This window comes from Paenibacillus antri, from assembly GCF_005765165.1.
Lineage (GTDB): Bacteria > Bacillota > Bacilli > Paenibacillales > YIM-B00363 > Paenibacillus_AE > Paenibacillus_AE antri.
This window is the reverse complement of sequence record NZ_VCIW01000010.1, coordinates 26,849-45,739: the sequence shown is the minus strand read 5'-3', so window position 1 is coordinate 45,739 and position 18,891 is coordinate 26,849. Positions and strand designations below refer to the sequence as shown.

Sequence of the window (18,891 nt, the reverse complement as noted above, 5' to 3'; positions counted from 1 at the left end):
CAATATAGGGGTTACGCAGGAACAAGGGCAAAGAGAATCGGAGGCACCCGCATGGATTACATCATCCTCGACATCGAATTCAACGGGCGGAAGTTCGCGAGCGACCTGCCGATGGAAGTCATCGAAATCGGCGCGGTTCGGCTCGACGAAGCTTTGCAATATAAGGACGAGTTCACGTCGTTGGTTAAGCCGGTGTATTTCTCGAAGCTGAACAGCTTCATCAAGGAGAAGACCGGCATCCCGCAGGAAGGGATCGACGCGGCGCCCGGCTTCCCGGCCGCGGCGGCGCGATTCCGGGAATGGCTCGGCCGCAGCGAGGAATTCATCTTCGTCACCTGGGGCGGCGAGGATATGAAGCGCATCGTGCTCGACGCGCGCATGCACAAGCTCGACGACGCGTATTGGACGGCCATCCCGTACTTCGATCTGCTGAAGGGATACATTCGGTACAAGAACGTCACGAACGACGTCAGCGTCGAAGCGGCGCTCGCCGAACTCGGCATCCAGAACGAAGGCTCGGCGCACCGGGCGCTCGACGACGCGCGCATGACCGGCGACATCTTCCGCGCCGTCTTCGCTCATCTCGACTTCGAGCGCATTCAGTATTACAAGGACGTATACTCGAACGCCAAGGAACGCAGAATGGTGAAGAACGCGGTGCGGACGATGGCGATCCAGAAGCAGCCGCAGACGTGGGACGTGCTCGTCGAGAAGTTCTTGAAGGATAAGGTGAACTTGGACGACCCGCGCAAGGCGGCGGAGCTCGAAGCGTATTTCGCGGCGGAGGTCGCCGCGAGAGCGCAGAAGCCGCGCAAGGCGCCGGCGGCGGCCCAGAAAACCGCGGAGAGCGCGAGTAGCGCGGCGGCCGCGACATCCGCAACCTCTGCAACATCCGCGGAGACGACGACGGAAAGCCGGGAGGCGCGACGTTGAAGAAAAAAACCGACGCCGAATACGACAAAGAGTACGCCTTGTTGAAGGAGCGGCTGGGACTGAACAAAGACGTCTCCCCCGACGAGCTCCGGAACGCGCTGAAAGGCCTCGTGAACGAGAAGGTCATCGCGGACTATAAGATCAAAAACGAAAAGTAACGCCTCGAACCCGACCGCGAACGAATGCGGCCGGGTTTTTGGTTGACTATTATTATCGTTTATGATAATAATATAAATATTGATAATAATAGACCGGAGTGATCCTCTTTATGAAAACGTTCCTTCGCACCAACGGCAAGCTCATCTTATTCATGCTCTCCCTGACTTGGGTCGGCAGCCTCACCGTCCTTCCTTACCTCGGCTACACGACCGTCCTCCCGCCGGAGTCCGGCCTTACAAAGGAGTTACTGTACGTCACTACCGTCATCAATTCGACGATCAACAGCTTGCTTGCGATCGTCGTCGGTTTGACGCTCGGCCGCCGCGTCGGTCTCGGCGCGCCTCACCTGACCGGCTGGCTCGCCGGCGGCGCCCGCGCGCCGTTCACCGCCAAGGCGCTGCTGTTCAGCGTCGCCGTCGGCGCGGTCGCGATCGCGCTCACGGTCGGCGTAGACGCGCTGTTCCAGCCGCACTTGCCGGCGCTGCTCGCGTCCAAGTCCGGCGAAGACGTCGTTCCGTTCTGGGCGGGCATGCTCACGATGTTTTACGGGGGCATTAACGAAGAGCTGTGGATGCGATTCGGGGTGATGTCGTTCGTCGTGTGGCTGCTCGGCGTTACGTTCGCGAGGAAGGCCGAGCGGAAGCCGGCCTGGATCTACGTCGCCGGCATCGTCTTCGCCGCCGTCATGTTCGGCGTCGGCCATCTGGCGGCCGCCCCGGCGATGTTCGCCGACGTGACGACCGTCCTCGTCGTCCGCATCGTGTTCGTGAACGCGATCGCGGGGATGTTCTTCGGAGCGTTATATTGGAAGAAGGGGCTCGAGTACGCCATCGTCGCCCATATGGTCGGGGATATCGTCCTGCACGCGATCCTCGGGTAAGCGCCTTGCCTAGTCGTGCGTTAACCGACCGTCGCCCGTAATCGCGTACGTCTCCCCGAGGTACGTCGGTTCCGGGCGCGTCGTATGCACAAGTAGGAAGTCCTTCGCTCGCGCGAGAATTTCCCGCGCTTCGCGCCGTTCGGCTCCGGGATGCTCGCGTTGGTCGCTGCCGACGCCGTACGCGTCGACGCCGAGCGCCCGGCCGACGTAGACCGCCCGCTTCAGATGGTAGCTCTGCGTCACGACGATCGCCTTCTTCACGCCGAAGACGTCCCGCGCCCGGTACATGCTCTCATATGTGCTGAACCCGGCATGATCCATGAAGATGTCCTTCTCCGGCACGCCCCGATCGACGAGGAACCGCTTCATCGCGTTCACCTCGTCGTATTCCTCTTGTCCGTTATCGCCGCTGACGATGATTTTCGGCGCCTTGCCGGCGCGGTACAACGCCAACCCTTGCTCGAGCCGGTCGTGCAGCATCGGCGATACGTGCGTCTCCGAATACACGCGCGCGCCGAGAATGACGATCGCCTCCGCCATCGGCGCTCGCTCCGGCTCCGTCATATACGCCTTTGCGGCCGCGTCGACCCGCGCGTTGATCGCGCCCAGCGCCCCGACGCCCGCCACGCCCGCGATCGCCGCTGCGAGCGCGACCCTTTTCCAAAACAGCTTCATTCCCCGTTCTCCCTCTCCGTCCGTCTGTTGTCCTAAGAAACAGACGCCGCGTCCGGCCGGAAAGTTTCGCCGCGGGCGGAGCGTCTTCCGTTACGTCAGCCATTTCTTGCGGAGCGCGACCTCGGCCAGCGCCAAATTGAGCAGCATGCTTCCCCACACGGCGATCGCATACGAAGTCGAATAAGGAAGACCCGCGGCGTGTTGGCCGATCGGCAGCAGCACGTGAATGGTCAGATTGGCGTACGTAAGGAAGAAGCTGCGCGTAATCCACTGCGAATGCTTGGCGACGTTGCCGCGGCGAATATGGACGTACCCTAGACCGGTAGTCGCGAGCCAGAGCGCGTTCAGGACAAGAAAGCCCGCGACCGTCGGCGCTCCCGGCGCGAACCAGGCGACGTACAGCCCAGGGATGAAATTCAGCGCGACGGAGACGACGTACACCCGGCCGTTCCATCGATGCCAGGCGATCGACTTTCGGCGGAAACGCCGCATCGCGCCGATCGGCCCCGCGACGAGCGAAACGACGGCGAGCAAAATATGCGCCCGGAGCATGAACAGCCACACCGACGGGTCGGCGGCGAAGGCGTCCCTCGCGGCGATCAGCTTGACGAATTCGGGATCGGACACGAAGTTTTTCGTGATCGTGTGCATGATCCACAGAAATGCGGCGACCGCGAGCGCGACGGCGGCGGCGGGTTTCCGTTCCGTTCGAGTTTTCATAAGGGCATACCATCCTTCGTAGATTTTATGTATACTTTTCTTCGGACCGGACCGTCCGGTCCGTTACAACCTTCATTATAGGTCACCGCCGCTCCATTGAAAATAGACAACTCCGGGCGATTCGTGACAATATTATGGATAGAGTCGCCCGACGGGAGGATGGAAAACATGAAGAAGCCGGACGAAACCAGAGAACTCATTATTCATCGGGCCATGCTTTTGTTTAATACGAGAGGCATCGCCGCAACGTCTATCGGGGACATCATGCAGGCCACCGGACTTCCGAAGGGAGCCATCTATCGCCGATTCGACACGAAGGAAGCGATCGTGCTGGCCGCCTTCGAACGGGCGGGCCGGATCCTGCAAGAGGCGTTCGTCCAAGCCGAACGCGAGGGGACGAGCACGCTCGAGAAGCTGATGAAGCTGGCCGCGATCTATCAGGACGCCGTCGACGACCCGCCGATTCCGGGCGGCTGCCCGCTGCTGAACACGGCGGTGGAAAGCGACGGCACGTTCCCCGAGCTGCGGCAGAAGGCCGCCGAGGCGTATGCGGACATGGTCCGATTCGTCGCGTCGATCCTCGAGCGCGGCGTTCGCGACAAGGAGCTGCGCCCTGACTTCGACGCCGCCGAACTCGCCTCGTTCCTCGTCGATTCGATGGAAGGCGCCATCATGGCCAGCCGATTGACGGGCAGCAACGCGCCGATCGCTCGAAACATGAAGTTCACGGAGGCGCTGCTTCGGAGTTTCATGCGCGCCTGAATAGGGAAAACCAATGTTCCCTATTTACGCTCCCACCCCCGAATTTGCCCGAATAGAAAAGGGAGGCCGCCCTCCGGCGACCCCCTCTCTTCCTCCGCTCGACGAATTACGCGTTGCGATCCGCATAGACGGCCATGCCGTCCCGCAGAAACCTCGCGAGCCCTTCGCCGAACTTGTCGATGTTGCGCGTGAAGCGCTCGTCGTCGACGTACATTTGTCCGAGCCCTCTGAACGCTTCGAGCGAATAGTGCGCCCCGAAGTTGCCGCCGTTCAAGAAGTCGTACCATTCCTTGATCGCGGCTTGCGCCTCGTCGCTGTCGGCCGGCCCGTGGCGGAGCGCCGCCAGCTTCGCGTAGATCGCGTTCATGCCCTCCTCCAGCGCCTTCCGCTCGGCTTGCGACAGACTGCCGAGCTTCTTGTTCGAGTCGTCGACCGCCTTGTCGCCCCAGCGTTCGCGCGCCTCTTGCTCATACGGATTGTTGCTGAAGTCGAAGCCCTCGAATTTCTCTTCGTTCGTCATCTGAATTTCTCCCTTCGCTTGCCGGATCGTCTTCTCCAAGGTGTCGAGCACTCGATCGATGCGGCTCCGCTTCTCGAGCAGCATCTTCCGATGCAGCTCCAAAGCCTCCTGCCGATCGAAGCTCGGGTCCCGGAGAATGTCCTTGATTTGTTTCAAGGGAAGGTCAAGCTCCTTGAAGAACAAGATTTGCTGAAGCGTCTCGAGATCCCGATCGGAGTATAGACGGTAACCGGCCTCCGTCGTATGCTCCGGGGACAACAGTCCGATCTCGTCGTAGTGATGCAGCGTGCGCACGCTGACACCGGCCAGCTCCGACACTTCCTTCACTTTCATCATGGCCTTCGCTTGCCCCCCTTCGAGAATGAGCATAAGGCCTAACGTAACGTGAGGGTCAATGCTTATTTTTGAAAATATCTCCGAAACGCCAACACCGCGTTATGTCCCCCGAAGCCGAAGCCGTTGCTCAAGACGGCGTTCGCCGCCGCCGGCCGCGCGACGTTCGGCACGACGTCCAGCGCGCAGGCCGGGTCGGGCGTCTCGTAGTTGATCGTCGGCGGCAGCAGTCCCCGGCGAATCGCCAGCACGGAGGCGACCGCTTCCACGGCGCCCGCGGCGCCGAACAGATGGCCCGTCATCGACTTCGTCGAGCTGACGGGCGGCCGCTCGTTCTCCCGCGGGAACAAGGCAAGGATCGCCTTCGTCTCCGACGCGTCCCCCACCGGCGTACCGGTCCCATGCGCGTTAATATAGTCGATCTCCTCCGGGCGCAGCGAGGCGTCGTCGAGCGCGGCCTTCATCGCCATGTACGCGCCGCGTCCTTCCGGGTCGGTCGCGGTGATATGGTACGCGTCCGAAGACGCGCCGTACCCCGCCACCTCGGCCCAGATGTCCGCCCCGCGGGCGAGGGCGCTCTCCAGCTCCTCGAGCACGAGGATGCCGGCCCCTTCGCCCATGACGAAGCCGTCCCGGTCCGCGTCGAACGGTCGGCTCGCGCGCGTCGGGTCGTCGTTGCGGCCGGACATCGCGTGCATGTTGCAGAACCCGGCGAACGCGAGCTCGTGGATCGGCGCCTCCGCGCCGCCCGCGATCATCGCGTCGGCCCGGCCGGCGCGGATCGCGTGGAACGCCTCGCCGATCGCGTGGTTGCCGGTCGCGCACGCCGACACCGGCGCGAACGTCGGGCCGCGGGCGCCGGTCAGGATGGACAGCTGGCCCGCGGCCATGTTGCCGATCATCATCGGGATCATGAACGGGCTGACGCGCTTCGGTCCCCGCTCGGCGAACTGGCGGTGGTTGTCGAGCAGCGTGTGAATGCCCCCGATCCCGCTCCCGACGTAGACGCCGACGCGATCCGCGTTCGCCGCGACGTCGAGGCCGGACGCCGCGATCGCCTGCTTCGCCGACGCGACCGCGAATTGAAGAAAGCGGTCGTAGACGCGCGCCTCCTTCGTCCCCATATACGCCTCCGGGCGAAAATCGCGCACCTGGCCGGCCATCCGCGTCGGATATCCCGCCGGATCGAAGGCGTCGATCGTCGTTATGCCCGATCGCCCTGTAGCCAAGGCGTCCCCGAAAGCCGTCACGTCGCTGCCGATCGGCGATACGACGCCCATGCCCGTGACGACGACTCGTCTCTTTTCCATCCCTTAGTCATCTCCCTCATCGTATTTAAGACCGTTCGGTCTGAAAATTGTCAAAAAAAATTACGGGCGCCGAAGCTCCCGATTCAAAAACGAGGCGATCCGCTTGAGCGCCGCGTCCACCGCCGCGCCGCTGTCCGTCAGCTTGCTGATCATCAACGAGCCTTCGATGGCGGAGACGATAAACAGCGCCGCCTCCGCGGCATCGGCCGCCGGGTCGACCCGGCCGTCCCGCTGGCCTTGCTCCAGGATCGCGCGCACCTTCGACACGAACCGCTCCATGGACGTCCGCGCCTGCGCCTTCAGGAACGGATAAGCGTCGTCGGATTCGACGGCGGCGTTCATGATGGCGCAGCCGCCGGGGATCGGCTCGCCGCGGTACAGCTCCCGCGCGACCGCGGCCATCGCGAGCACGCGGTCGATCGGATGCGAGAAGCCGGCCGCCGCCTCGTCGAACCGCTCGCTCATCGCCTTGACGTTATACGCGAACGCCTCCGCGATAATTTGTTCCTTGCTCTCGAAGTGGTTATAGATGCCGCCCTTCTTCAGCCCGGACGCCTCCATGATTTCGGACAAGGACGAGGCGTAATATCCTCTGCGATTCAACACATGCGCCGCTTTCTCGATGATATGCTCTTTCGTCGCCTCGCCTTTGCGCACGGTACGCCCTCCATTTTCAGACCAATCGGTTTGTTTTTCGTCATTGTAGCACTCGTTCGGAAAATGCGCAACGTCCCGCGCCGCGCTTACCACGCTTCCTCCTCGAGGAAGTCCGGCGTCCAATGCCTCCATGCGAAGGACGACGTCAACGCCTCGACGGCCAAGGACAGGTCGTCGATATGGAACGTCGGCCAGCCGCCCGCCTCCGCGTCGGCGTACCCCCGGTCGAACACGAGGAGAACGGCGGGACCTTCCAATCGGTCGAGCCGCGCCCAGTCTTCCCGGCTCCGCACGAGGGCGACCGTCCCTTCGACCCAAGGGGGCATCCGCCGCCGCACGTCCCGTCTCGTTCCTTCGTCGGCGCCTACGATTCGCAGCGATTCGTTCGTCATGTCGCCCCTCCTACCCGTTCCGGCCGAACGGCGCAAATTTTAAATTCCGGCATGCGGCTGATCGGATGCAGCGCGTCGTTCGTCAGCCGGTTGATCGATTGCTCGCCGCCCCAGTGGAACGGCACGAAAATCGTCGTCGGGTGAATGTCGTCCGAGACGCGCACCGGGAACACCGCCGTGCCCCGCTTCGTGGTAAGGCGGATCCGGTCGCCCGCGCGAAGGCCGATGCGCTCGGCGACGCTCGCATGCACCTCCGCGACCGGCGCGGGCGCCTTCGCGTCGAGCGGCTCCGTCCGGCGCGTCTGTACGCCGCTAAGGTATTGACTGCCCACGCGCCCCGTCGTCAGGATGTACGGATACTCGCGGCTCGTCGTCTCCGCGGGCAGCCCCGGCTTGATCGCGTGCAGCTTCGCCTTCCCGTCCGCATGGGCGAACCGGTCGACGTACAGCCGCGGCGTGCCCGGATGCTCTTCGGACGGGCACGGCCAGAAGACGCCGCCTTCCCGCTTCAGCCGGTCGTACGTGATGCCGGAGTAATCGGCCGGCGCGCCGATCGTGGCGCGGCGCAGCTCCTCGAACACGTCCTTCGGCGTCTTGAACTTGAAGTACCGGCCCGCTCCGAGCCGTTCAGCCAGCTCGCACAAGATGTGCATGTCGAGCTTCGCGCTGCCCGGCAGGTCGAGCGCCTTCGCGCGATGGAATACCCGGCCCTCCACGTTCGTCAGCGTCCCCTCGGCTTCCAGGAACGACGAGCCGGGCAGAAACCAATCCGCGTGCTTCGCCGTCTCCGTCTCGAACAGGTCGACGACGACGAGCAGCTCGAGCTTCTTCAGCGCGGCTTCGACGCGAACGGCGTTCGGGCTCGAGACGATCGGGTTCGAGCCGAGGACGATCATCGCCTTGATTTCGCCCGCCTCGATTTTCTCGAACAGCTCGAAGGCGGAGACGCCCTTGCCCGGCAGCGTGTCGGGATGGACGCCCCACACTTCGGCGACCTTCCGCCGCGCTTCCGGATCTTCGATCAAGCGGTACCCCGGCAGCTGATCGGCCTTCTGCCCGTGCTCGCGGCCGCCTTGGCCGTTCGCCTGTCCGGTGACGGCGCCGAAGCCGCTGTTCGGTCGCCCGACCTTGCCGCACAGCAGCGCAAGGTTAATGTAATTGAGCGTGTGTTCGACGCCGTTCACTTGCTGCTCCAGCCCGCGGGCGGTCAGCACGACGCCGCTCTCTGCCTTCGCGAAGCCGCGCGCGATCGCGCGAATCTTTTCCTCATAGATGCCTGTAATTCGAGACACGTATTCCGGCGTAAACTCGCGCACCGCTTCGGCGACCGCCTCGAGTCCGCTCGTCCGCTCGGCGACGTACGCTTCGTCGTACAGCTTTTCGTTCACGATGACGTTCAAGAGCCCGCTGACGAACACGGAGTCGAATCCCGGCTGCAGCTTGACGTGAATATCCGCGATTTTGGACGTCATCGTCTGACGCGGATCGATCGTCACGATCGTGGCGCCCGCTTTCTTCGCCGCGAGCAAGTACGGCATCATCGTCGGCTGGCATTCGGCGATGTTCGTCCCCGCCAGGATGATGTATTTCGTGCCTGCGATATCGTCGAGCGGCAGCGTGAGGCCCCGGTCGAGCCCGAACGCGCGCATCTGCGCCGCTGCCGCGGACGACATGCAGTACCGTCCGTTGTAGTCGATGTACCGGGTCTTCAGCGCGACCCGGGCGAACTTGCCGAGCAAGTAGCATACCTCGTTGGTCAAAGAGCCCCCGCCGAAGACGGAGACGGCGTCCGCGCCGTGCTTCGCTTGGATGGACAGGATGCGGTCCGAAATTTCCGCGAACGCGGCGTCCCAATTCTCCGGCTGCCACGGCGTCGCTTCCAGGCTGCGCGAGCCGATGACGCGGCGCACGAGCGGCATCGTAATGCGGTCGGGATGTACGGCATGGCGCGGGGAATGGTACCCCTTCTGACAGAGGCGTCCCGTGGATACGGGGAACGACCCGCTCGGGCGCACCGCCCAACCGGGTTCCTTCTCCGTCAGCGTGAGCTCGATGCCGCACTGCATGCTGCAGAACGGACAGTGGGAGTTCAGCGCCGCGCCTGTCATCCCACGTCCACCCATACGACGCCGTCTTCAACCCATGTGCCGAACGTCTTGACGCAGCCGTCGTCGGGCTTCTGCACGAGTCCGTCGTTCAGGTCGATCTTCCGATCGTGCATCGGGCAGAACACGTAGTGGCCGCTGACCATCCCCTCCGCCAATACGCCGTTCTTATGCGGGCATCGGTTTTCGACCGCCCGCACCGTGTCGTCGCCGAGGCGGAACACCGCCAGCTCCAAAGCGCCGAGCCTCACCGTCTTGCCCGTGCCCAACGGCAATTCGTCCAACCTCGCCAGCTTTACGCGGCTCGCCGCGACCTGCTTTACGCTCCCCATCGCCATGCTCAGCGCCTCCTTCTCCAGTCCGTAATCTCTCTATCTCTCCCGAAAATGACTTCCCCTTACTTCGCCGTCTCGATCACTTCGTACAAATCCTTGCGAATCGCCGCCGTCTCGACCGCTTCCTTCCACGGGTCCTTCGTCGCGGCGAGCGCTTCGTCCATCCGTTCGCACAGCTCGCGCCGGCGGTCCGCGTCCTCGACGACGCCGCGAACGTGGTCGAGACCGACCCGAACGATCCACTCGGACGTCCGTTCGCCGTAGTTGCCCGTCTCCCGGTAATACTGGAGGTACGCGGCGATGTACTCCATCACGTCCTGCTCCGTCTTCACCGTCGCGAGCAGGTCGCCGGCCCGCACCTTCACGCCGCCGTTGCCGCCCGCGTACAGCTCCCAGCCGCCGTCGATCGCCACGATGCCCATGTCCTTGATGCCGGACTCCGCGCAATTGCGCGGGCAGCCGGAGACGGCCATCTTCACCTTCGCCGGCGTATTCAGCCGCTCGAACTTCTTCTCGAGCGCGATGCCCATGCCCATCGAATCCGCCGTGCCGAAGCGGCAGAAGTCCGCCCCGACGCACGTCTTCACCGTGCGAAGCGCCTTGCCGTACGCATAGCCGGACGGCATATCGAGATCGGTCCACATCGGGACCAAGTCTTCCTTCTTCACGCCGAGCAGGTCGATGCGCTGGCCGCCCGTCAGCTTGACGGTCGGGACGTTGTACTTCTCCGCCACTTCGGCGATCTTCTTCAGCTCGGACGGCGTCGTAACGCCGCCGTACATCCGGGGCACGACCGAATACGTGCCGTCCTTCTGAATGTTCGCGTGCATCCGTTCATTGACGAATCGAGACGTGCGATCGTCCTTGTACGTCGACGGGTTGATCATCGACAGGTAGTAGTTCACGGCCGGTCGGCACTTGGAGCAGCCCTCCGGCTCCTTCCAGCCGAGCACGTGCATGACCTCGCGAACGTGGGTGAGCCCCTTCTCCTTGATGCCCGCCACGACCTCTTCCCTCGACAACGTCGTGCAGCCGCAGATCGAAGCCTTCGCCGAAGCCGCGGCGTCGAACTCGTCGCCGAGCGTCGTCTTGAGCAGCGCCGCGACGAGCGGCTTGCAGCCGCCGCACGAGCGCGACGCCGTCGTCGCGTCCTTGACGCCCTCTACCGTCGTCAGGCCGCACTCGCGGATTGCGGAACAGATCGTGCCTTTGCTGACGCCGTTGCAGCCGCAGACGACCGCGTCGTCCGCCATGGCGGCGACCATGCCTTCCGTGCCGCCGCCCCCGCCGCCTTCCGCGCCGGATTCTTGCAGCAGCTTGGTGATTTCCATTTTCGTAATGTCCGCCTGGGACTTGATGAGCTGCATGAGCCGCGTGCTCTCGGACGTGTCGCCGAACAGCACCGCGCCGACGATCTTGGAGCCTTTCACGAGCACCTTCTTATAGATGCCGGACCAGTCGTCGTGCACGCGGATCGCCTTCGTCTCCGCGTCTTCGATGAACTGGCCGCCGGAAAACACGTCGACGCCCGACACCTTCAGCTTCGTGTAGACGACGGAGCCTTCGTACGGGGCGCCGTCGACGCCGGCGAGCCGCTTCGCCAGCACCGCGCCTTGCTCGTAGAGCGGAGCGACGAGACCGTACGCGACGCCGCGGTGCTGCGCGCATTCGCCGACCGCGTACACGTCCGGCGCGCTCGTCTCGAGCCAGTCGTTGACGGTGATGCCCTGCACGACGTCGAGGCCGGCCTCCTTCGCGAGCGACACGTTCGGGCGAATGCCGACCGCCATGACGATCAGGTCCGCTTCCGTCCACGTGCCGTCGGCGAACTTCAGGCCCGTCGCGCGCTCCTTGCCGAGAATTTCGGCGGAGGACTTTTCCATCAGAAACTTCATGCCTTGTTGCTCGAGCGACGTCTGAAGCAGCTTGGAGGCCGTCTTGTCGAGCTGGCGCTCCATCAGGCAGTCGCCGATGTGGACGACTTCGACCTGCATGCCGAGATTGAGCAGACCGCGCGCGGCTTCGAGGCCGAGCAGACCGCCGCCGATGACGACGGCTTTCTTGTATTTCTTCGCCGCTTCCCGCATCAGCTCCGTATCCCGGATCGTCCGGTAGGCGATAACCCCCGGCAGCTGCGAGCCCGGAATCGGAATGACGAAAGCGTTCGAGCCGGTGGCGATCACGAGCTTGTCGTAGGACGTCGTCATCGGGCCCGCCGCCCCGTCGCTCGTCACCGTTTTCGCGGCAGGGTCGATCGAGCTTACCCGCTGTCCCGTGTATAGACGGATGCCGTTCTTTTCGTACCAGTCGTAGTCGTTGATATAGATCTCTTCCTGCTTCGTATCGCCCGCCAGGACGTAAGACAGCATAATCCGGTTATAGTTCGGATACGGCTCCGCGCCGAAGATGGTGATGTCGTATTTGTCCGGCGCGAGCTTCTTCAAATGTTCTATCGCGTTCACGCCCGCCATCCCGTTGCCGATGAGCAGCAGCTTCTCTTTCCCCATGACGTCCCCGTCCCCTCTCGTTGATTCGATTCGTTACGCTTTAACCGTCATGCCGTCGGATGCGCTCCCGGCGGCACGGCCGCCTTCGCCGATCCACGTCCGCTTCCATCCGACCTGAGCGACGGCGACGACCACGATGCATAAGAGCGCGATGGCGCTCAGCGTCAGGAAGCCCGGCGTGAAGGAGCCGGTCGCAAGCTTTAAGTTGCCGAGAATTTTCGGCAGGAAGAACCCCCCGAGTCCGCCGGCGGCGCCGACGATGCCCGTGATGACGCCGATTTCCTTGGCGAAGCGCTGCGGCACGAGTTGGAACACCGAGCCGTTGCCCATGCCGAGCGCCATCATGGCGACGAACAGCATCGCGGTCGTGAGCCCGATCGCCGGCAGCGTCGAGATGCCGGCCATCATCAGCGCGACGATGCCGTACAAGACGAGCAGCATGCGGATGCCTCCGAGCTTATCGGCGAGCCAGCCGCCCACCGGTCGGAAGAAGCTGCCGGCGATGACGAGAATCGTCGTGAAATCGGCCGCTCGAACCGCGTCGAGTCCGTATTGCGTGTTATAGAAAATGGTCAAGTAACTCGTCATCCCGACGAACCCGCCGAACGTGACGCTGTACAAGACGCAGAACACCCAAGTGTCTTTCAGCTTGAGGACCGACGCGTAGTCCGCGAGCTTTTTCGGCGCCGGCTGGTTCGGACTGTCCTTCGCGAGGATCGTGAACAGGAGGAAGGCGATCGCGATCGGAATGAGCGCGAAGCCGAACACGACGTGCCAGTCTCCGTAATGCTGCGCGATCCGGTTCGCGAACAGCGTCGTAAAGACGGTGCCGCTGTTGCCGGCGCCCGCGATACCCATCGCGAGCCCTTGATATTGCGGCGGATACCAACGGCTTGCGAGCGGCAGCGCCGCCGCGAAGCTGGCGCCGGCGACGCCGAGCAGCAGCGCCACGATGTACAGCTCGCCGAGCGTAGACGCGAACAGCCAACCCCAGACGAGCGGAATCATCGTCAGAATCATGCCGATCTGCGACGTCCGCTTCGGACCGATGAAGTCGGTCATCCAGCCGAGCACGAGACGCAGAATGGAACCGCCGAGCACCGGCAGCGCGACCAAATTCGCCTTTTGCGCGGCGTCCATCTCGAAATCCGAAGCGATGATGACGGCGAGCGGTCCGAGCAATACCCAAATCATAAAGCTGACATCGAAGTATAAGAACGCGCTGAACAAGGATGGCTTATGTCCTGCTTTCATAAACCCTTTCGCTTCCATCGTTTCTCCACTCCCTTGATTTGTCGTTTCTCTCTCTTTTTTTGGATGAAAAAAGGCCGCACACCGCATCCGGGGTACGTCCCCGGAGCGATCTACGGCCTCATTGCCTATGGCGGCACATCGTTGTGCTCGCCTTGGATTCGATTGTTAGCGTCGCCACATCGTTGTGACTTGGCTTTATTATAGAAGCGGACGACCTTACATGTCAACAACTATCACAAACAAAAATTTTGGTCGAAGTTTTCGGTGTTTTATGTTATATTTGCGTTACTTATAATGTCACATACACTTTTATTTGCGGATAGGAAGTGAATTTATGCTGCAATCGTTCCTCATCGTACGCGACCGCCCCGCGGCGAAATCGCCTCCCGCGCCGGTTCTCGGCTTCCCGTTCGGCTTCGACGACGAAGAGCCCGCCTACGCGGAAGGCGCCCGCTTCGACTCGCCGACCGCGCTGCTCGACGCCGCGGGGCTCCGCGCGCAGGAATCGATTCTTCCGGAGCCGTCGCCCGACCTCGATGTCAACAATATTGACGCCATTTTGTTTTGCACGTCGTACTCGCGCCTGCTCGCATGGACGCGGGCGTTGGAAGCCCGCACCGGTCCTCCGCTGCTCTGGTGGTGCGACAACGAACCGGTCGTGCACAACTGCGTCTTGGCCGATTCCGTGGACGGCATCCTGTACCCCGGCATGACGACGGCGGAGCTGCATTGGACGCTGCTGCTGTCCTCCAAGCATTACTTGTCGCGGACGCAGTGGAAGCAGGAACGCGAGCAGCTGATCGCCAAGCTCGAGGACCGGAAGTGGATCGACCGGGCGAAGTCGATCTTGAGCGAGGTGAAGTCCATCACCGAGGCGGAGGCGTACGAATTCCTTCGCAAGCAAGCGATGAACGAGCGGCGGCGCCTGGTCGATGTTGCCGTCTCGATCGTGAAAGTATATTCTTTACTCCGAGAGCAAAATCCGAGGGGGCGTTCGCGATGATCGAATACTTAAAGGAAGTCGGCAGAGGCAAACGCGGCGCTAGAGATCTTACGTTTGAAGAAGCGGCCGGCGCCGCGAAGCTCATTCTCGAAGGAGGAGCGACCGACGCCCAGATCGGCGCCTTCCTCGTCGCCGAGCGCATCAAGATGGAAAGCACCGACGAAATCGCGGCGTTCGCGGAAGCGCTGCGGCGCGGCAGCCTGAAGCATCCGATGGACGGCGCCATCGACTGCGCGGGTCCGTACGACGGTCGGACGAAGTCGTTCTATGCGACGCTGCCGACGTCGTTCGTCCTCGCCGCCTGCGGCGTTCCGTCGACGCTGCACGGCTCGCGCTCGCTGCCGCCCAAGTGGGGCGTGACGCTGCCGGACGTCGTCGCCGAGTGGGGCGTGGACGTCGAGACGCCGGAAGGGCTCGATCGGCTCCTCCGCGCGGCGGACGCGAGCGGCTTCCTGTTCGTGCCGGCGGAGCTCGGCTGCCCGAAGCTGGCGCGCGTACGCGACATTCGGACGCAGCTGGGTCTGCGCACCGTGTTCAACAGCGCGGAGAAGCTCGTCCGCTACTCCGACGCGCCTTATCTCGTCTTCGGCGTCTTCCACGGCACCGTGTTCGACAAGATGGCGCAGCTCGTCTCGAGCCTCGGCTACCGCCGCGCCATCATCGTGCAGGGCATCGAAGGCTCCGAGGACTTGCCTGTGCACAAGCGCTCCCGCCTGTTCCTCGTGAAGGACGGCGTCTCCGAGCTGATGATCGTCGACCCGGAGGTGTATCAGCTGCAGGGCGAAGCCGACGACGATACGGAGTGGACCGCGGAACGCCAAGCGGCTACCTGCCTCGCCGTACTTCAAGGCGCTGCGGCGCTGCCGCACACCGATATGACGATTCTGAACGCCGGCGTCCGTCTGTGGTTGACCGGCGCGGCCGGCACGATCGAAGAAGGACTCGACCTCGCCCGAGTCACCTTGTCCTCCGGGCAAGCGTACAAGAAATTCTTGCAGTGGAAAGAAATCGTCCTTCCTTAAGGCTATTGCCGCCGCTCCGCGGTCCGCTTTCGGCGGTTCGTCGGGGCGGCTTTTCTTATGCCGCGCTTAAGCGCCTGCGGTCTCTCCCCCCGATCGATCCTCTGCCTCTACGCAGCCCCGCTACCTGAGTAGTCCACTTGTCTTTCCGCCACCCTTCTCCTCGTCTTCCCTTCGCTCAGCCGCTTCCTCTCCGGGTCGGTCCTTGCCTTTCCCCGCTCCACGAGCAGTCCACTTGTCTTTCCGCCGCCCTTCTCCTCGTCTTCCCTTCGCTCAGCCGCTTCCTCTCCGGGTCGGTCCTTGCCTATCCCCGCTCCACGAGTAGTCCACTTGTCTTTCCGCTGCCCTTCTCCCCGTCTTCCCTTCGCTCAGCCGCTTCCTCTCCGGGTTGGTCCTTGCCTTTCCCCGCCCCACGTGTAGTCCACTTGTCTTTCCGCCGCCCTTCTCCCCGTCTTCCCTTCGTTCAGCCGCTTCGCCCCCCCACCAATGTGGCGGAATCCCTTGAATCTCGGGCCGGCATGGAACTCCTCCCCAATTCGTTGAAGTAACATGTGTCGGCAGTCGGCGCAGGGTGGCAATTGTGGCGGGATTCCTCGAATCTCGGGGCAGCGCGACGCAAAAAAGAGGAACCGCTATTCCATTCACTGAAGCAGCTGAGCGAAGGGAAGTCGAGGACAAGAGCCGCCGAGAGAGACACCTCCCTCCTCACGGAAACCCCGGATCAAAAGGAAAACCTCCTGCTCATTCCGCATCTAAAGCCTGCAATCGAGCTTTGGTGCGGAATCAGAGATCGGCGCGGGCTGCACCCGATTCGTTGCAGCAGCTGAACGAAGGGAAACCGAGGACAAGAGCTGCCGGGAGACCACTTCCTCCTCCTCGCGGATAGCCCGGAACAAAGAAAAAACCTCCCGCGCATTCCGCATCCAAGCCGACGCATTCGGGCTTTAGAGCGGAATCAAAGGGAGGCTCAAGGTTCGCCCGAACCGCGAAAGCGCAGGCGGAAACATGTACGGGAAGTTTTCCCGTTTATTCGTTAAAATAAGTGCAGCAGTAGTCGGCCACCGTATGTACCTTCAACTGGAATTTCTCGTTCGCCGGTACGATGAACGCGCCTTCGCCGTCGATCGACTTCCAATCTTGCCCTTGCAGCTTGTACTCCAGCTTGCCGGCCGAGAAGTCCATCTCTTCCTTCTGGGAGGTTGAAAACTCATATTCACCCGGAAGCATGATCCCGAGCGTCTTCTTCGTGCCGTCCGCGAACAGCACCGTTCGGCTCGTCACCTTCCCGTCGAAGTACACGTTCGCTTTCTTCTCCACCGTTACGTTCGTAAATTGCGTCATGTCGCTCATCCTTTCCCTATCGCCGATTTTCGCGCGTATTCGCTAACTTTACCACAAGTGAGGAATCCTGTCATGCTTCATGTTACGAATGGTGACGCCGTCGCGGCCAAGCTGAAAGAGAGCGGGCTGCCGGGCGACGTCCTCCCCTGGCGAGAAATGTACTCGGAAGGTCCGATCTACGTCGATCCGGAGACCCCGTCGAACCGGGCCGCGCGCGCGGCGGAGCTGGAGCGCCGCTTCGGCATTCCGCCGCGGACGTACGTCGATAGCTGCCTAGCGCAGGAGGCGGCGCTCGATCGGGCCGCGCAGCGGCGCGAAGAGGTCGCGCTTTGGTTCGAGCACGACCTCTTCGACCAAGCGATGCTGTGCCGCCTGCTGCATCGGCTGTCCGCCGCCGGCTTCGCGGCGCCCGGCGGCCGGACGAAGCTGAGCCTGCTGTGCATCGGCGCCTACCCCGGCATCGAGCCGTTCCGCGGGCTCGGCCAACTGACCGCGGCGCAGCTGCGCGGGCTCGCGGCGGAGCGGCTGCCCGTGGACGACGCCGTCCTGCGCGCCGGCGCCGCCCTGTGGGAGGCCTACGCCTCCCCGGACCCGATGCGCCTGCAACAAGCGCTGCGCGAAGCCGACGGAACCGCGCTGCCGTTCGCTCAAGGCGCCTTCGCGTTCCACCTCTCGCGCTTTCCGTCCATCGCGAACGGGCTCGGCCGCGTCGAGCGGGTCGCGCTCGAGCTCGTCCGCGGCGGCGTCGACGCGCCCGTCGCACTGTTCCGCGCGGCGGGCGACCGCCTGATTGCGTTCGGCATGGGCGACTTGCAGTTCTGGGCGACGCTGCGGACGCTATCGCAAGGCGCCGTTCCGCTGCTGCGGCTCGAAGGCGACCCGCCGTTCCCCCGCTTCGACGAGCCTCCCGCCGCCGACTTCCTCCGCTGCCGGCTGAGGCTCACCGCCGCCGGCGAAGACGTCCTGAACGGGCGGGCGGACCATGTCGCGCTGAACGGCGTCGACCAGTGGCTCGGCGGCGCCCGCCTTGACGGAACGTCGCCGCGTTGGCGCTGGGACGAGACGAACGTCGAGTTGATCCAAGCTTAATATCACACTATCATCAAAACCTATAAACAGGATAGTTATTATATATTTCACCTATCACAAATCCATCGTTTACCATTGCCGTATTAAGGTACGCGAAGGAGCGGATGAACGAATGAGCGATCGAGGAACCAACAAGAACGATTGGAACGCTTCCCTGTACGACAGAAAATTAGGCTTCGTCTCGGAATACGGTGCGGACTTGATTCGGCTGCTGCGGCCGCAAGCCGGCGAGACGGTGCTCGACGTCGGCTGCGGCACCGGCGATCTGGCGAAGCGCATCACAGGGTCTGGCGCGGCCGTCATCGGCATCGACGCGTCGCCCTCCATGATCGATACCGCGAGGGCGAAGCACCCCGCGATCGACTTCCGGGTCGCGCGGGCGGAGGCGTTCGCGCTGGAACAACAAGTAGACGCCGCGTTCTCGAACGCGGCGCTCCATTGGGTGACCGACGCGCGGGGCGCGGCGGCATGCATGTTCGACGCGGTGAAGCCCGGCGGCCGCCTCGTCGCCGAATTCGGCGGCAAGGGCAACGCCGGCGCGATCGCCGAGGCGATCAGCCGCGCGCTCGCGGAGCGAGGCGTCGACGCCGCTCCGCTCGACCCGTGGTATTTCCCGACGGTCGGCGAATACGCGTCCGTGCTCGAATCCGTCGGCTGGGACGTCGAATACGCCGAATTGTTCGATCGGCCGACCGCGCTCGACGGTCCGGACGGGCTGCACGCCTGGCTCTCCGTCTTCGCGACGCCGTTCTTCGCGCCCTTCTCCGAGGCGGACGCGGCCGACATGAAGAACGACATCGCCGAACGTCTGGCGCCCCGGCTGTATGACGAAGAACGACGCGTATGGACGGCCCCTTACCGTCGCATCCGCGTCGTCGCTCGCAAGCCGGCCTGACG

General features: G+C 63.2%; 19 protein-coding genes. 8 read left to right on the top strand and 11 right to left on the bottom strand.

Features of this window, described 5'->3' with window-relative positions; translation table 11 throughout:
- The first annotated feature begins 51 nt into the window (after positions 1-51).
- The 3 genes from FE782_RS15800 (at position 52) to FE782_RS15795 (ending at position 1,972) form a co-directional block, all read left to right on the top strand.
- Positions 52-933, top strand: a complete 882-nt coding sequence (locus tag FE782_RS15800) for a 3'-5' exonuclease (protein WP_138195190.1) — start codon at positions 52-54, stop codon at positions 931-933.
- The gene (locus FE782_RS32315; RefSeq protein WP_158299414.1) at positions 930-1,091 is read left to right on the top strand and encodes a hypothetical protein; all 162 of its coding nucleotides are present in this window, start codon (positions 930-932) and stop codon (positions 1,089-1,091) included. Before FE782_RS15800 ends, FE782_RS32315 begins: the two co-directional genes overlap by 4 nt.
- Before the next feature lie 110 nt (positions 1,092-1,201).
- Positions 1,202-1,972 carry a CPBP family glutamic-type intramembrane protease gene (locus tag FE782_RS15795; RefSeq protein ID WP_138195189.1) on the top strand — a complete coding sequence of 257 codons (771 nt, stop codon included), beginning with the start codon at positions 1,202-1,204 and terminating at the stop codon, positions 1,970-1,972.
- A 9-nt stretch (positions 1,973-1,981) separates the two neighbouring features.
- On the opposite strand, the gene FE782_RS15790 is transcribed toward FE782_RS15795, so the two are convergent.
- Positions 1,982-2,647: a SanA/YdcF family protein gene (locus tag FE782_RS15790; RefSeq protein ID WP_138195188.1), complete on the bottom strand. Its 666-nt coding sequence runs from the start codon at positions 2,645-2,647 to the stop codon at positions 1,982-1,984.
- A 90-nt stretch (positions 2,648-2,737) separates the two neighbouring features.
- The gene (locus FE782_RS15785; RefSeq protein ID WP_138195187.1) at positions 2,738-3,367 is read right to left on the bottom strand and encodes a DUF2306 domain-containing protein; all 630 of its coding nucleotides are present in this window, start codon (positions 3,365-3,367) and stop codon (positions 2,738-2,740) included.
- A 168-nt stretch (positions 3,368-3,535) separates the two neighbouring features.
- On the opposite strand from FE782_RS15785, the gene FE782_RS15780 reads away from it, so the two are divergent.
- On the top strand, positions 3,536-4,129 hold the full coding sequence (locus FE782_RS15780) for a TetR/AcrR family transcriptional regulator (protein ID WP_138195186.1): 594 nt from the start codon (positions 3,536-3,538) through the stop codon (positions 4,127-4,129).
- A 106-nt stretch (positions 4,130-4,235) separates the two neighbouring features.
- Here FE782_RS15780 and FE782_RS15775 read toward each other — a convergent pair whose 3' ends face one another.
- The 8 genes from FE782_RS15775 to FE782_RS15740 all read right to left on the bottom strand — a co-directional run bounded on the left by FE782_RS15775 (position 4,236) and on the right by FE782_RS15740 (position 13,560).
- Positions 4,236-4,982, bottom strand: a complete 747-nt coding sequence (locus FE782_RS15775) for a MerR family transcriptional regulator (protein ID WP_138195338.1) — start codon at positions 4,980-4,982, stop codon at positions 4,236-4,238.
- A 65-nt stretch (positions 4,983-5,047) separates the two neighbouring features.
- A complete protein-coding gene (gene fabF, locus FE782_RS15770) occupies positions 5,048-6,292 on the bottom strand; it encodes a beta-ketoacyl-ACP synthase II (RefSeq protein WP_138195185.1) in 1,245 nt (414 codons plus the stop codon).
- Positions 6,293-6,352: 60 nt separating this feature from the next.
- Complete coding sequence (locus tag FE782_RS15765) at positions 6,353-6,949, bottom strand: TetR/AcrR family transcriptional regulator (RefSeq protein WP_158299413.1); 597 nt, start codon at positions 6,947-6,949, stop codon at positions 6,353-6,355.
- A gap of 86 nt (positions 6,950-7,035) precedes the next feature.
- On the bottom strand, positions 7,036-7,341 hold the full coding sequence (locus tag FE782_RS15760; protein ID WP_138195183.1) for a hypothetical protein: 306 nt from the start codon (positions 7,339-7,341) through the stop codon (positions 7,036-7,038).
- Complete coding sequence (locus FE782_RS15755; RefSeq protein ID WP_238392510.1) at positions 7,338-9,449, bottom strand: molybdopterin oxidoreductase family protein; 2,112 nt, start codon at positions 9,447-9,449, stop codon at positions 7,338-7,340. The genes FE782_RS15760 and FE782_RS15755 overlap by 4 nt, the downstream gene beginning before the upstream one ends.
- On the bottom strand, positions 9,446-9,778 hold the full coding sequence (nirD, locus tag FE782_RS15750; RefSeq protein ID WP_138195336.1) for a nitrite reductase small subunit NirD: 333 nt from the start codon (positions 9,776-9,778) through the stop codon (positions 9,446-9,448). Before nirD ends, FE782_RS15755 begins: the two co-directional genes overlap by 4 nt.
- Before the next feature lie 65 nt (positions 9,779-9,843).
- Entirely contained in the window at positions 9,844-12,288 is a 2,445-nt protein-coding gene (nirB, locus tag FE782_RS15745) for a nitrite reductase large subunit NirB (protein WP_138195181.1), read from the bottom strand.
- Positions 12,289-12,321: 33 nt separating this feature from the next.
- On the bottom strand, positions 12,322-13,560 hold the full coding sequence (locus tag FE782_RS15740; RefSeq protein WP_138195180.1) for an MFS transporter: 1,239 nt from the start codon (positions 13,558-13,560) through the stop codon (positions 12,322-12,324).
- 316 nt (positions 13,561-13,876) lie between these two features.
- Between FE782_RS15740 and FE782_RS15735 the strand changes: the two genes are divergently transcribed.
- Positions 13,877-14,545, top strand: a complete 669-nt coding sequence (locus FE782_RS15735; protein WP_138195179.1) for an ANTAR domain-containing response regulator — start codon at positions 13,877-13,879, stop codon at positions 14,543-14,545.
- On the top strand, positions 14,542-15,567 hold the full coding sequence (locus tag FE782_RS15730) for an anthranilate phosphoribosyltransferase (protein ID WP_138195178.1): 1,026 nt from the start codon (positions 14,542-14,544) through the stop codon (positions 15,565-15,567). Before FE782_RS15735 ends, FE782_RS15730 begins: the two co-directional genes overlap by 4 nt.
- Before the next feature lie 1,023 nt (positions 15,568-16,590).
- On the opposite strand, the gene ppnP is transcribed toward FE782_RS15730, so the two are convergent.
- Positions 16,591-16,905, bottom strand: a complete 315-nt coding sequence (gene ppnP, locus FE782_RS15725; protein WP_138195177.1) for a pyrimidine/purine nucleoside phosphorylase — start codon at positions 16,903-16,905, stop codon at positions 16,591-16,593.
- Between the two features lie 72 nt (positions 16,906-16,977).
- Here ppnP and FE782_RS15720 point away from each other — a divergent pair, with 72 nt between their 5' ends.
- Both FE782_RS15720 and FE782_RS15715 read left to right on the top strand, forming a co-directional pair.
- Complete coding sequence (locus tag FE782_RS15720) at positions 16,978-17,994, top strand: DUF1835 domain-containing protein (protein WP_138195176.1); 1,017 nt, start codon at positions 16,978-16,980, stop codon at positions 17,992-17,994.
- 112 nt (positions 17,995-18,106) lie between these two features.
- Positions 18,107-18,889 (top strand): class I SAM-dependent methyltransferase, encoded by a 783-nt coding sequence (locus FE782_RS15715; protein ID WP_138195175.1) that lies wholly within the window; start codon positions 18,107-18,109, stop codon positions 18,887-18,889.
- The last annotated feature ends 2 nt before the right edge of the window (positions 18,890-18,891 follow it).

Coding starts and splice junctions, on each gene's coding strand:
- ppnP (WP_138195177.1), bottom strand. CDS start 16,905: ATGACGCAATTTACGAACGTAACGGTGGAGAAGAAAGCGAACGTGTAC.
- FE782_RS15715 (WP_138195175.1), top strand. CDS start 18,107: ATGAGCGATCGAGGAACCAACAAGAACGATTGGAACGCTTCCCTGTAC.
- FE782_RS15735 (WP_138195179.1), top strand. CDS start 13,877: ATGCTGCAATCGTTCCTCATCGTACGCGACCGCCCCGCGGCGAAATCG.
- FE782_RS15740 (WP_138195180.1), bottom strand. CDS start 13,560: ATGGAAGCGAAAGGGTTTATGAAAGCAGGACATAAGCCATCCTTGTTC.
- fabF (WP_138195185.1), bottom strand. CDS start 6,292: ATGGAAAAGAGACGAGTCGTCGTCACGGGCATGGGCGTCGTATCGCCG.
- FE782_RS15790 (WP_138195188.1), bottom strand. CDS start 2,647: ATGAAGCTGTTTTGGAAAAGGGTCGCGCTCGCAGCGGCGATCGCGGGC.
- FE782_RS15760 (WP_138195183.1), bottom strand. CDS start 7,341: ATGACGAACGAATCGCTGCGAATCGTAGGCGCCGACGAAGGAACGAGA.
- FE782_RS15730 (WP_138195178.1), top strand. CDS start 14,542: ATGATCGAATACTTAAAGGAAGTCGGCAGAGGCAAACGCGGCGCTAGA.
- FE782_RS15775 (WP_138195338.1), bottom strand. CDS start 4,982: ATGAAAGTGAAGGAAGTGTCGGAGCTGGCCGGTGTCAGCGTGCGCACG.
- FE782_RS15795 (WP_138195189.1), top strand. CDS start 1,202: ATGAAAACGTTCCTTCGCACCAACGGCAAGCTCATCTTATTCATGCTC.
- FE782_RS15755 (WP_238392510.1), bottom strand. CDS start 9,449: ATGACAGGCGCGGCGCTGAACTCCCACTGTCCGTTCTGCAGCATGCAG.
- FE782_RS15785 (WP_138195187.1), bottom strand. CDS start 3,367: ATGAAAACTCGAACGGAACGGAAACCCGCCGCCGCCGTCGCGCTCGCG.
- nirD (WP_138195336.1), bottom strand. CDS start 9,778: ATGGGGAGCGTAAAGCAGGTCGCGGCGAGCCGCGTAAAGCTGGCGAGG.
- FE782_RS15800 (WP_138195190.1), top strand. CDS start 52: ATGGATTACATCATCCTCGACATCGAATTCAACGGGCGGAAGTTCGCG.
- FE782_RS15780 (WP_138195186.1), top strand. CDS start 3,536: ATGAAGAAGCCGGACGAAACCAGAGAACTCATTATTCATCGGGCCATG.
- FE782_RS15720 (WP_138195176.1), top strand. CDS start 16,978: ATGCTTCATGTTACGAATGGTGACGCCGTCGCGGCCAAGCTGAAAGAG.
- nirB (WP_138195181.1), bottom strand. CDS start 12,288: ATGGGGAAAGAGAAGCTGCTGCTCATCGGCAACGGGATGGCGGGCGTG.